Source organism: Bradyrhizobium sp. 956_D2_N1_4 (genome assembly GCF_052076025.1).
GTDB classification, from domain to species: Bacteria; Pseudomonadota; Alphaproteobacteria; order Rhizobiales; family Xanthobacteraceae; genus Bradyrhizobium; species Bradyrhizobium barranii.
Map to the genome: position 1 here is coordinate 28,796 of NZ_CP197237.1, position 12,511 is coordinate 41,306.

Annotated in this window: 11 protein-coding genes; 8 read left to right on the plus strand and 3 right to left on the minus strand. The window is 64.8% G+C overall.

All coding sequences use genetic code 11. The features are described from left to right. Positions 1–55 precede the first annotated feature (55 nt). Together AB7535_RS00125 and AB7535_RS00130 are read left to right on the plus strand one after the other, a co-directional pair. On the plus strand, positions 56–190 hold the full coding sequence (locus tag AB7535_RS00125) for a hypothetical protein (protein ID WP_275552114.1): 135 nt from the start codon (positions 56–58) through the stop codon (positions 188–190). Positions 191–506: 316 nt separating this feature from the next. Continuing rightward, on the plus strand, positions 507–707 hold the full coding sequence (locus AB7535_RS00130) for a hypothetical protein (protein ID WP_167768100.1): 201 nt from the start codon (positions 507–509) through the stop codon (positions 705–707). Positions 708–719: 12 nt separating this feature from the next. Here AB7535_RS00130 and AB7535_RS00135 read toward each other — a convergent pair whose 3' ends face one another. Both AB7535_RS00135 and AB7535_RS00140 read right to left on the minus strand, forming a co-directional pair. Next, entirely contained in the window at positions 720–962 is a 243-nt protein-coding gene (locus AB7535_RS00135) for a hypothetical protein (protein WP_085399824.1), read from the minus strand. Between the two features lie 257 nt (positions 963–1,219). After that, positions 1,220–2,791, minus strand: coding sequence for a glycosyltransferase family 39 protein (locus tag AB7535_RS00140; RefSeq protein ID WP_244623209.1), 1,572 nt, complete (start codon positions 2,789–2,791; stop codon positions 1,220–1,222). Positions 2,792–3,157: 366 nt separating this feature from the next. Between AB7535_RS00140 and AB7535_RS00145 the strand changes: the two genes are divergently transcribed. The 4 genes from AB7535_RS00145 to AB7535_RS00160 all read left to right on the plus strand — a co-directional run bounded on the left by AB7535_RS00145 (position 3,158) and on the right by AB7535_RS00160 (position 7,152). Next, positions 3,158–4,888: an adenylate/guanylate cyclase domain-containing protein gene (locus AB7535_RS00145; RefSeq protein ID WP_135215202.1), complete on the plus strand. Its 1,731-nt coding sequence runs from the start codon at positions 3,158–3,160 to the stop codon at positions 4,886–4,888. 334 nt (positions 4,889–5,222) lie between these two features. Then, positions 5,223–6,422 carry a SorA family sulfite dehydrogenase catalytic subunit gene (gene sorA, locus AB7535_RS00150; RefSeq protein ID WP_085399821.1) on the plus strand — a complete coding sequence of 400 codons (1,200 nt, stop codon included), beginning with the start codon at positions 5,223–5,225 and terminating at the stop codon, positions 6,420–6,422. Between the two features lie 12 nt (positions 6,423–6,434). Continuing rightward, positions 6,435–6,743, plus strand: a complete 309-nt coding sequence (gene sorB, locus AB7535_RS00155; RefSeq protein ID WP_439037211.1) for a SorB family sulfite dehydrogenase c-type cytochrome subunit — start codon at positions 6,435–6,437, stop codon at positions 6,741–6,743. A 208-nt stretch (positions 6,744–6,951) separates the two neighbouring features. After that, positions 6,952–7,152, plus strand: a complete 201-nt coding sequence (locus AB7535_RS00160; protein ID WP_008134691.1) for a cold-shock protein — start codon at positions 6,952–6,954, stop codon at positions 7,150–7,152. A gap of 170 nt (positions 7,153–7,322) precedes the next feature. Here the strand turns inward: AB7535_RS00160 and AB7535_RS00165 are convergent, their stop codons facing one another. Continuing rightward, positions 7,323–7,784 carry an Lrp/AsnC ligand binding domain-containing protein gene (locus AB7535_RS00165; protein ID WP_038954741.1) on the minus strand — a complete coding sequence of 154 codons (462 nt, stop codon included), beginning with the start codon at positions 7,782–7,784 and terminating at the stop codon, positions 7,323–7,325. Between the two features lie 114 nt (positions 7,785–7,898). On the opposite strand from AB7535_RS00165, the gene putA reads away from it, so the two are divergent. Beyond that, complete coding sequence (gene putA, locus AB7535_RS00170; RefSeq protein ID WP_085399820.1) at positions 7,899–10,898, plus strand: bifunctional proline dehydrogenase/L-glutamate gamma-semialdehyde dehydrogenase PutA; 3,000 nt, start codon at positions 7,899–7,901, stop codon at positions 10,896–10,898. Positions 10,899–11,014: 116 nt separating this feature from the next. Continuing rightward, entirely contained in the window at positions 11,015–12,220 is a 1,206-nt protein-coding gene (locus AB7535_RS00175) for a CaiB/BaiF CoA transferase family protein (protein WP_085399819.1), read from the plus strand. Positions 12,221–12,511: the final 291 nt, after the last annotated feature.

The window sequence follows — 12,511 nt, forward strand, 5'->3', positions numbered from 1 at the left end:
GAACGGCTCAATATTTCGACACGCCCGGTTGGCGGTCTCTTTCAGGAGAGGCCCAATGTTTAAGGGCTTAATGGCAGCGCTTGTGGCGCTGATCAGCACACTGCAACTGGATCGATACCTGACCAACGGCCGGTACACCGACGCGGCCATGGATATGCTGCGGCATATCAGGCGCGCGTTTGGATTTTGAGGTGCACTGGACGATTTGAGGCCGGTGATGAAGGGCATCCCATGGACTGATCTCGACGCGGAGGAGCAACGCGCCATTGCGATATTGGGCGCCGGGCTCTCCATCGAGCTGTGCGACCCCGTCGCTCTGCCAAGATTGAGGCGGCTCGGGCTGATCGCAGGGTCTCGTTTGACCGCTGCTGCGCACGAGTTGCGGAGGCGCGTTGTTCTGGAAGAACTCAGTGCGCGGGATTGAGCCGCGTAACCAATTGGCACGCTCGATCCTCGGCTGGTCGGGAGTGCCTTGCCGGGGCTAACAAGGCGTGGGGAGTTTGATGGTGGCAGGTGCAATTGAGCTGATCGTGGAGGGCTACGTTTCCCTCAGGGACCAAGCAGCTCTTGATGAGCTTCGAACACAGCGTCGCAAACTTATCGCAGATCTCGATGCATGTACCGGGATCGACTGCAGGAGTACGATCCGGCAGATCGAGGAAGACATCGTCGTGATTGAGGCCGGGCTGGCGCGGTTGCCGGCCTAGTCGGCCGGATGTTCAGAGATTGCCCGGTGTCGTATCGACAACGGTGCACTCGGTGTGGATCAGGTCCTTCTTGGTCACCCGCACGCTGCCAAGATAATAACCTCGCTCCTGGACGGCTGCCCTGATCTCGTCGCTGACCTTGAGAACTCTCGCTCTGCTCTTGCGCCATTTGTTGGAAGAGTAGAGCGCGGGCATCGGAGAGCCGTTGCTGACGACGAGGAAGTCCCGCTTGCCATTGCGATAGACATCAAACATGTCCTATCCCCGTAGATAATATCAATAAGAGAAAATATGCTTCGTCACGATAGCTCCAGCTTAGTGGCTTAAATGCCTGAGCGGGTGGTAATCTGGGATGGCGGCCTGTGAATGTCGGGAAAAATGCTGGTTGCAGCTAAGCGATCAGCTCAGATTTCTGTTTGTATGTTGTTCTCATGCCACGCCAGGCCGCTTCAACGCGTGGCCTCGTTTGCATTTGGGCCCCCACAAGGGGAGAAGGGAAGAAGGGTGCCTCGTTAGGCGAGCGTACGTTTCTCGAATTCCCCCGCCAGCACCCGCCATTGAAACAGCGGCGAATCCGTTGGCGGCGAGAGTTCCGGCGTCCAGCCGGTGAGCTTCTCAATCACGTAGGTATCCGTCAGAACGCCGCGCCACCGACGTTCGACCTGGCCGAGCTGCTCGCGCTTCGCAGGGATCGATCCCCACACCGGTGCGCGATTGTCCGGCTCTCGCCCGACATAGATGCCCGCATGCCCGCTGATCCGATCCATGCCGGGATCGCGAAAATCCTGGAAGCGGCCGCGTTCGTTGATCTCGACGACGGGCACGCGGCCCCTGAACAGCCAGCGCATCATCGCGTAGGTGCGATAGTCCGTGGTCGCGATCCAGGTCGCGCCGGTCTCGTCGAGCGCAGCCTGCGCACGCGCCGCGATCTGCTCGTAGCCGGCTTCGGCGCCGATCGGATCGATCTTGCCGAGTAGGTTCCAGGGCGCGGCGACGTAGTACAGGAATACGATGACGACGAAGGCGATCCCCGTGACGACCGCCGTGTTGAGCCAGAAGATACTCGAGCGGATCATCCGCGCCGACCAGTGCTCGTGCGACAGCATGACGAGGTTGACCGCAGCGGCGGCAAAGCCGACCGGCCACATGAACATCGGCCAGGTGTCGCCGACCCTGAGCGTCGTCGACTTGAAGAAGAAATAGAGGAACGGCACCAGCACCGCGGTCGACAGCAGGATCGCGACCGGCTCGCGCGTGCGATAGCCGCGCCACGCCGTCATCACGAGGCCTGACAGCACGACCGGCAGCATGACGAAGCCGACCAGCCCGAATTGCAGGCCGATGTAGTCGCCGATGGTGCGCAGCGAGATGCCGTAATTGGCAGTGGCCCGCACGCCCTGGAAACGGAACGAGGCCCAGTCGTGCTGCGCGTTCCAGATCAGCACCGGGGAGAACACGGCGATCGCGATCAGCACCGCGAGATAGGGGTAAGGACTGCGCAGCCAGCGCCAGCGCCAATCCGGCACCAGCAGAAACGCGGCGACCGCCGGCGCGAACATGATCGCGGTGAATTTCGACAGCATCGACAGCCCGGCGAACAGGCCCGCCGCCAGCCACCAGCGTCCGTCGCCGCCCTGCGCGAGCCGCACCAGGGCCCACATCATCGCCACCGCGAACGGGATCATGGCAACGTCCGGCGCGACCTTGGCCATCAGCAGGCCGTAATAGAGCGCAGCCTCCGGCATCAGCACCGCGAACATGATGGCGCGCGCATCATGAGTGAGGCGGCGGACCATGTCGGCGAGCAGCAGCTGCGTCACCAGCATCGCGACGATGCCGCCGAAGCGGACGCCGAGCACGGTGTCGCCGAAGATCGCGGTGCCAAAACGGATGAACCAGGCGATCATGGGGGGATGATCGAGGAAGCTGAGCGCTGCCTCCTTCGACCAGGTCCAGTAATAGGCCTCGTCGGTGCGCAGCTCGATCGCGGAGGCGTAGACGATCCGCAGCAGCGTCATCGCGGCAATGACGAGCACGGCCATAACGAGGGGTCGGCGCGCGGCGCCGGCTGGGGACACGGTCATATCAGGGGCTGTCGTCACGGCCGCGCTTTTCGCCAACCTGGGAGGGGGAGTCAATGCAGGGGGTGGTGCCGCAAACACCGGTGTCGTCCCGGGGCGCGACGAAGTCGCGAGCCCGGGACCCATAGCCACAGGGAGGAGTCGTGGCGCGAACTGGTAACCACGAGTCTTCGTCAAATCCGATCCTGTGGCTATGGATCCCGGATCGGCGCGCCGCTTGTCCGGGACGACAGCGGTGGGTGTGGCGCGCGCCTTTGCCCACCCTACGGTTCGGTAACCTTGCCGCGCATGTGATCAGGCCAGCTGTCCGCCCCTGGAATTAAACGCTACGCTGGCTGTTCTCCTTCATGAACTGATACAAACTGAATCATGGCCACTGCATCCTCACGATTGTCCGAACTGTCCCGCGCGACCAGCATGCGGCAGGTTCGGCTGGTCTGCGGCGTCATCCTGTTCTCCTACGTGGTGAGCCATTTCCTCAACCATGCGCTCGGCAACATCTCGGTCGATGCCATGGAGATCGGGGTCTACTATCACACGGCGTTCTGGCGGTTCCTCCCCATCGCGATCGTGTTCTATACGGCCGCGCTCACGCATATGGGGCTCGGCATCTACGCGCTCTATCAACGCCGCCAGTTCCGCTGGCGGACGATCGAGCCGCTCCAGCTCGTGCTTGGCTTGAGCATCCCCGCCCTCGTCATGGCCCATGTGATCGGCGTCCGGCTCGGCTACACGCTGTACGGGCACCAGAAACTCTATCCGCAGGAACTCTATCTGTTCTTCGTCACCTCGAACCGCATCTGGACCATGACGATCCTGCTGATCATCGCCTGGGTCCATGGCTGCATCGGCATCTATTTCTGGCTGCGCCTGAAACCGTTCTTCGCGCGCGCCGCGCCTTATCTGCTCGCCGCCGCCGTGCTGATCCCGACGCTGTCGCTGCTCGGCGTCTACCAGGGCGGACGCAGTGTCCAGATCGAGGTCGACGACGGCGAATGGCGCACGCACAATCTCACCCGCCGCCAGCTCGGCTCGACCGCGGAAGCCGCGACGCTCGACCGCATCACCGGCGGCCTCACCATCGGCTATGTCGGCCTGCTCGGACTGGCGCTGGCGGCACGCGGCGTGCGCGCCTTGCGCGAGCGGCGCCGCGGCATGATCGCGCTGTCCTACGGCAACGGCAAGACGGTGCGCGTGCCGAAGGGTCTCTCCGTGCTGGAGGCGAGCCTGCGCCACAATGTGCCGCATGCCAGCGTCTGCGGCGGCCGCGCCCGCTGCTCGACCTGCCGCATCCGCATCATCGGCGATCATGCCGCCCTGCCCGTGCCGTCGCAGCGCGAGGCCTTCGTGCTCGCGCGCGTCGGCACCGCCGATCCCTCGATCCGGCTTGCCTGCCAGCTGCGGCCGGACTCCGACCTCTCCTTCTTCCAGCTCTTCACGCCCCACACGCATTCGGCGGACGGACAGGCCTCGACATCAGCCAGAATCGGCCAGGAGCGCTACCTCGTCAGCCTGTTCGTGGACATGCGCGGTTCGACGCAGCTTGCCGAGAAGCGGCTGCCATTCGACACCGTTTTCATCGTCAACCGCTTCCTCGGCGCCGTCTCGCGGGCCGTGATCGAGAATGGCGGCCAGCCGAACCAGTTCGTCGGCGACGGCATGCTGGCGCTGTTCGGGCTGTCAGCCGATCCGGAGACCGCCTGCCGACAAGCGCTGAAGGCTGCCGCCGGCATCGCCACGCATATCGACGAGCTCAACGAGCTCCTGAGCCACGATCTCCGCCAGCCGATCCGCTTCGGCATTGGCATTCACGGCGGCGAGGTGATCATCGGCGATATCGGCTATCGCGATCACATCGTCTTCACCGCGCTCGGCGATGCCGTCAATGTCGCGGCCCGCCTCCAGGACATGACCAAGACGCTGGCCTGCGAAGCGATCGTCTCGGAGGAGGTCCGCCGCACCGCGGGCCTTGCCGACGATGCGCTGCCGCAGCAGGAGGTCGCGATCCGCGGCCGCGACGAGCCCCTGGCCGTGCGCGTCGTTGCGGACACGAGGCAGCTGTCGGCGCTGGTTGACCGAAGCGAGCGCGTCGCGGCCTGATTCTTCACCTCTCCCCGCAAGCGGGGAGAGGTCGGAATGCGCGCGCAGCGCGGATTCCGGGTGAGGGGGAGCCTCCGCGAATCCAACTCTCACCTCGCTCGCGGAGACTCCCCCTCACCCCAACCCTCTCCCCGCAGGCGGGGCGAGGGAGTGCACTGTCACTGCGGCTACAGCTCGGCAATCTCGTTACGAACGTAACACCGGCTTGCTGCAACGCAGCGACATGGGCCTGCTGCGAAAGCACGAATTGACTTCATCTCGATCGTTGCGACAGATGAGCGCGGGATCGCGGTGATGACTGCGGTCCAACGAAAAGCTCCGGGAGGAGACGAGAATGTTCGATCGACGCGACCTGCTCAAAGGAGCGGGCCTTGCCGCTATGGCGGCCACACTGAATTCCACCAGGGCGCTGGCACTCGACACCGTCACGCTTCCCTTCGCCAATGGCGAGCGGCCGCTGGTGAAATATCCGCAGAAGCGGCCGATGATCGGCCTGACCAGCCGGCCGCCGCAGCTCGAGACGCCGTTCGCGATCTTCAACGACGGTCCGATCACGCCGAATAACGCGTTCTTCGTGCGCTATCACCTCTCGGACCTGCCTTACAATCTCGATCCCGACAAGTTCACGCTCGAGGTCAAGGGCAAGGTCGACAAGCCGCTCAAGCTGTCGCTCAAGGACATCAGGAAAATGAAGGCGACCGAGATCGTCGCCGTCAATCAGTGCTCCGGCAACAGCCGCGGCTTCTCCGAGCCGCGTGTCGCCGGTGGCCAGCTCGCCAATGGCGCCATGGGCAATGCGCGCTGGCGCGGCGTGCCGCTGAAGGCCGTGCTGGAGATGGCGGGCGTGCAGAGCGGCGCCAAGCAGGTCACCTTCAACGGCATGGACGGCCCCGTCAGCGACAAGACGCCCGATTTCGTCAAGGCGCTCGATCTCGAGCACGCCACCGACGGCGAGGTGATGCTGGCCTATGGCATGAACGGCGAGGACCTGCCGTTCCTCAACGGCTTTCCGCTGCGCCTGATCGTGCCCGGCTATTACGGCACCTACTGGGTCAAGCACCTCAACGAGATCACCGTCATCGACAATGTCTATGACGGCTTCTGGATGAAGTCGGCCTATCGCATTCCGGACACGCCGAACAATGCGGTCGAACCGGGCACCGCGCCGAAGGCGACGATCCCGATCAACCGCTTCACCATCCGATCCTTCATCACCAGCGTTCCCGATGGCGCCAAGCTGAAGGCCGGCGGCACGACGCTGCGCGGCATCGCCTTCGACGGCGGCAAGGGCATCAAGGACGTCCAGGTTTCCACCGACGGCGGAAAGACCTGGGTCAGCGCCAAGCTCGGCAAGGATCTCGGCAAATACTCATTCCGTGAATGGAAGCTGCCGGTGAAGCTCGCGGCGGGCGCCCACGAGCTCAAGGTGCGCGCCACCGGCAATGGCGGCGAGACCCAGCCGGATGCGCCACGCTGGAACCCGGCGGGTTATCTACGCAACGTCGTCGAAACCGTCCGCGTCACCGTGGCCTGAGGGAGAATGATCATGCAGCGCACCGTTCTCCTCGCCATCTCACTCGCCGTCGCCGCAATGGTCGGTTCGGCCCTTGCAGCGCCGCTCAACTACAAGACGCCCGACGAGGTCGCCGCCTTCAAGCCGGGCCCCAATCTCGAGGTCGTGCAGGGCAATTGCAGCGCCTGCCACTCGGCCGATTACGTCAACACGCAGCCGCCGATGAAGGACAAGAAAGGTTTTTGGCAGGCCGAGGTGACCAAGATGATCAAGGTCTATGGCGCCCCGATCGACGATGCCGATGTCGGCAAGATCGTCGATTATCTGGCCACGACTTATTGACGGATGGCGCGCGGCGTGCCGATCAATTGACCGCGAAACGGGCAAAATCGGCAAAAACGCTGCGAAGTTGAGCGGAATTCGGCGAAATGCCGATATGGTTTGAGCTACCAAGCCGGCCACATTCCGCGTATCCTGTTAGGACCGAACCGGCCGGTTGGCGGGGACTGGCGGTTCGAGATCTCGGAGGAAGACCCGCGGAGAAGACGTGATGGCTAAAGGTACGGTCAAGTGGTTCAACCCGACGAAGGGTTATGGATTTATCCAGCCTGCGTCGGGCGGCAAGGATGTGTTCGTGCATATCTCGGCAGTGCAGAAAGCCGGTCTGTCGTCCCTGAACGAAGGACAGACGGTGGAATACGAAGAGATCGCAAACCGGGGCAAGACCTCCGCAGAGAACCTCAAAGTATAAGCCCGGCAGCCTTTGCTGCCTCCCGGATCTGTCCGGGAGCCGGGCCAAAAAAATTTTAGAAGACGGCCAGTGCATTCGACGACGGGCGTTGCGATTGCACACGGAGAGCTATTTTCCCGCGAAGACCGCTCGTTCAACGCCACAGCAATGACAATCGCGACGGCCCTTCGTTAGTCCACCGGCAATGGTGCGTCGCGCTTGATCTCTTCCATCACCGCATAGGTTCGCGTCTCGCGCACGCCCGGCATCGACAGCAACGTCTCGCCGAGGAAGCGTCGATAGGCGGTCATGTCCGCAAGCCGCGCCTTCACAAGATAGTCGAAGCCTCCTGCAACCATGTGACACTCCAGCACCTCGGGTGCGAGTTTCACCGCGCGCGCGAACCGCTCGAAATTGTCCGGCGTGGTCTTGTCGAGCAGCACCTCGACGAACACCAGAAGACCCAGGCCGAGCCGGTGCGGATTGAGCCGCGCGCCGTAGCCCTCGACAAAGCCCTCCCGCTGCAACCGCTTCAGCCGCTCGCCGACCGAGGTCGGCGACAGCCCGATGCGCTCGGCGAGCTCGACATTGGCGATGCGCCCGTCCTGCTGCAGAATTGAGAGGATCTTCCGGTCAATTCGATCGAGTTCCATATTTTATGTGGCCAATATAGCAATGATCTTCATTTCCTAAGGCAAAATGACTAATTTGTCTATCGAACTACGGTCTAGCGGGCCTTATCCTGGATTTCAGCCACAGGACACGCCATGCCGAACATCCCGCCGCCCTTCACCGCCCCCTACGCGCCCGATGATGCCGAGATTGCCGCGCGGCTCTTGCCGGCTTCGCATCTCGGCCCGCCGCAGGAGGCGCGGATCGACCGCACCGCGACGCGGCTGATCGAGGCGATCCGCAAGCGCGACGACCGGCTTGGCGGTGTCGAGGACATGCTGCGGGAGTTCGCGCTCTCGACCAAGGAGGGGCTCGCCCTGATGGTGCTAGCCGAGGCGCTGCTCCGCGTGCCCGACGCGCGCACCGCCGACCAGTTCATCGAGGACAAGCTCGGCGAGGGCGACTTCATCCACCACGAGACCAAGTCCACCGCCTTCCTGGTCAACGCCTCGGCCTGGGCGCTCGGCCTCTCGGCGCGGGTGATCCAGCCCGGCGAGACGCCCGACGGCACCATCGGCCGGCTGGTGAAGCGGCTGGGCGCGCCGGCGGTGCGCACCGCCACGCGCCAGGCGATGCGGCTGATGGGCAACCATTTCGTGCTGGGCGAGACCATCGAGCAGGCGCTGGAGCGAGGCCGTCCGCGCTCCGGTCAAAAGACGCGCTACTCCTTCGACATGCTCGGCGAAGGCGCGCGCACCGCGGCGGACGCCAGGCGCTATTTCGACGCCTATGCGAGCGCGATTCTGACCATTGGCAAGGCGGCCGGCAACCATCCCCTGCCCGACCGTCCCGGCATCTCGGTCAAGCTGTCGGCGCTGCATCCGCGCTTCGAGGCGATCAGCCGCGCGCGCGTGATGGCCGAGCTGGTGCCGCAGCTGCTCGATCTGGCGCAGCGCGCCAAGGCCCATGATCTGAACTTCACCGTCGATGCCGAGGAAGCCGACCGGCTGGAGCTGTCGCTCGACGTGATCGCGGCGACGCTCGCCGACCCCTCGCTCAGCGGCTGGGACGGCTTTGGGCTGGCGATCCAGGCCTATCAGAAGCGCGCGAGCGCCGTGATCGACTATGTCGACGCGCTGGCGCGCGCGCATGACCGCCAGCTGATGGTGCGGCTGGTCAAGGGCGCCTATTGGGACACCGAGATCAAGCGCGCGCAGGAGCGCGGGCTGGACGGCTATCCCGTGTTCACGCGCAAGGCGATGACGGATCTGAACTACGTCGCCTGCGCTTCGAAGCTTTTGAGTCTGCGGCCGCGCATCTTCCCGCAATTCGCCACCCACAACGCGCTGACGGTCGCGACCGTGCTGGAGCTTGCGCAAGATGGTGGCGGCTTCGAATTCCAGCGCCTGCACGGCATGGGCGAGGCGCTTTATGAACAGCTCGCCAAGGATCACCCCGACATCGCTTATCGTACCTATGCCCCGGTCGGCAGCCACCGCGACCTGCTCGCCTATCTGGTGCGGCGGCTGCTGGAGAACGGCGCCAACTCGTCGTTCGTGGCGCAGGCGGCCGACTATCGCGTGCCGGTTGTGGCGCTGTTGCAGCGTCCGGCCGATGCCATCGTCCGGCCGCAAGCGGCGGCCCATCCCAGAATTCCGCTGCCGGGCGATCTGTTCGCGCCGGAGCGGCGCAATTCGCGCGGCGTCGAATTCGGCGCGCGCGCGGCCCTCGACCGGTTGCTGGCAGACGTGAAGGCCGAGGCAGCCGACCTCAAGCCCATAGCCGACGCAACGCCGGACCGAGCCAATGCGGCGGTGACTGCTGCGCGCGCCGGCTTTGCCGCCTGGAGCCGGACGCCGGCGGCTACGCGCGCGGCCGCACTGGAGCAGGCCGCGCATCTTCTGGAGAGCCGGAGCGCCCATTTCATCGCGCTGCTGCAAGCCGAGGGCGGCAAGACGCTGGACGATGCGCTATCGGAGCTGCGCGAGGCCGCCGACTTCTGCCGCTATTATGCCGCGCAGGGTCGAAAGCTGTTCGGCGTTGATGCCGCCATGCCGGGCCCGACCGGCGAGAGCAATGCGCTCGCCATGCGCGGGCGCGGCGCCTTCGTCGCGATCTCGCCGTGGAATTTTCCGCTGGCGATCTTCCTAGGCCAGGTCACGGCGGCGCTGATGGCCGGCAACAGCGTCGTCGCAAAACCGGCCGAGCAGACGCCGCGCATCGCCCGCGAGGCCGTAGCCCTGCTCCACGAGGCCGGCATTCCCAAGAGCGCGCTGCATCTCGTCACCGGCGACGGCCGCATCGGCGCCGTGCTGACCGCGCATGCCGACATCGCCGGCGTCGTCTTCACCGGCTCGACCGAGGTCGCGCGCCTGATCAACCGGACGCTCGCCGCCAAGGACGGGCCCATCGTGCCTCTGATCGCGGAGACCGGCGGCATCAACGCCATGATCGCGGATGCGACCGCGCTGCCCGAGCAGGTCGCCGACGACGTCGTGACCTCGGCCTTCCGCTCCGCCGGCCAGCGCTGCTCGGCGCTGCGGCTGCTGTTCGTGCAGGAGGATGTTGCCGACCGCATGATCGAGATGATCGCGGGCGCTGCTCGCGAACTCAGGATTGGTGATCCCGCAGATGTCGCGACCCATGTCGGTCCGGTGATCGACGCCGAGGCCAAGCAGCGCCTCGATGCGCATATCGCGCGGATGAAGAGCGAGGCGCGGCTGCACTTTGCCGGCACTGCGCCCGAGGGCTGCTTCGTCGCCCCGCACATTTTCGAGCTCAAGGACGCCGGCCAGCTCACCGAGGAGGTGTTCGGACCGATCCTGCACGTCGTGCGCTATCGCGCGGAAAACCTCGACCGCGTCCTGCAGGCGATCGAGCGCAGCGGCTATGGACTCACGCTCGGCATTCACTCCCGGATCGACGACACCATCGAGGCGATCATCGATCGCGTGCAGGTCGGCAACATCTATGTCAACCGCAACATGATCGGCGCCGTGGTCGGCGTGCAGCCATTCGGCGGCAACGGGCTGTCCGGAACCGGCCCGAAAGCGGGCGGCCCGCATTATCTCGCACGCTTTGCGACCGAGCAGACCGTGACGATCAACACCGCGGCAGCCGGCGGCAATGCCGCGCTGCTTGCGGGGGAGGAGTGAGGCCCTGCGCCTGGCGCCGTTGCATCCCGCTGAAACATCGGTCTAATGCTGCTATGACTTGATCTGCGCCAATTCCAGCGCGCGGGAAACAACAAGAGCGAGGGAGCTACGCCGCGATGGAAAAGGGCATTTTTGCAGGGCTCAAGGTTCTGGACTGCGCGAGCTTCATCGCAGCGCCCGCGGCCGCGACCGTGCTGTCGGATTTCGGCGCCGACGTCATCAAGATCGAGCCGCCCGGCGCCGGCGACCCCTACCGCAATCTGCCCAACATTCCGGGCTATCCGAGCAGCGAGCACAATTTCGCCTGGCTGCTGGAGGCCCGCAACAAGAAGAGCATCGCGCTCGACCTCTCTAAGCCGGAGGCGCAGGCCGTGCTCTACAAGCTGGTCGAAGAGGCCGACGTCTTCATCACCAACATGCCGCCGCCGGTGCGCGCCAAGCTCGGCATCACCTATGACCACCTCGCCCATCTCAACGACCGGCTGATCTACGCCTCGTTCACCGGCTATGGCGAGAAGGGCGAAGAGGCCAACAAGCCCGGCTTCGACAGCAACGCCTATTGGGCGCGCTCCGGCCTGATGGACCTCGTCCGCGCCGACACCCACACGACGCCGGCCCGCTCGGTCGCCGGCATGGGCGACCATCCCTGCGCCATGGCGTTCTATGGCGCCATCGTCACCGCGCTGTATCAGCGCGAGAAGACCGGCAAGGGCTCGCATGTCGCCTCCAATCTGATGGCGAACGGGGTGTGGGCCGCGGGCACGCTGGCGCAGGCCAAGCTCTGCGGCGCCAGGTTCGCCGAGCGGCGGCCGCGCGAGCGCGCGCTGAATGCGGTCGCCAACCACTACCAGTGCAAGGACGGCCGCTGGCTGATCCTGTCGCTGCTGAGCGAGGAGAAGCAGTTTCCGACGCTCGCCAAATGCCTGGGACGCGAAGACCTGATCACCGATCCGCGCTTTGCCACCAAGGCTGACCGCCACGCCCGCTCGGTCGAGCTGATCAAGATTTTTGACGAGACGTTTGCCACCAGGGATCTCGCCGAGTGGCGCAGGATCCTCGACGGCAACGGACTGGTGTTCGGCATCGTCGGCATTCTCGACGACATCCCCAACGACAAGCAGATGCTCGACAACGAGGTGCTGGTGCCGTTCGAGAACGACACCATGCTCACCATCTCCAGCCCGATCTGGATCGACGGCGCCAAGAAGGTCCAGCCGCGCAAGCCGCCGGCCGTCGGCGAGCACAGTGACGAGATTTTGCGCGGGGCGGGATACGACGAGAAGGCAATCAAGCAGCTGCGGTCGTCAGGCGCGGTGGGGTAGGGCGGCGCCACAAACTCCCCTGTCGTCCCGGGGCGCGCAAGGCGCGAGCCCGGGACCCATAACCACAGGGAGTGGTTGTGACACGAGCTGCCAACTCCGAGTCTTCGCCAAACACCTTCCTGTGGTTATGGGTCCCGGATCTGCGCTCCGCTTCGCCGCGCTTGTCCGGGACGACGTTGGGGAGGTAGCTCGTCGTCACAGACGACGTCATTGCGAGCGCAGCGAAGCAATCCAGAATCCCACCGCGGATGCATTGCTGGATTGCTTCGCTGCGCTCGCAATGACGGCGTG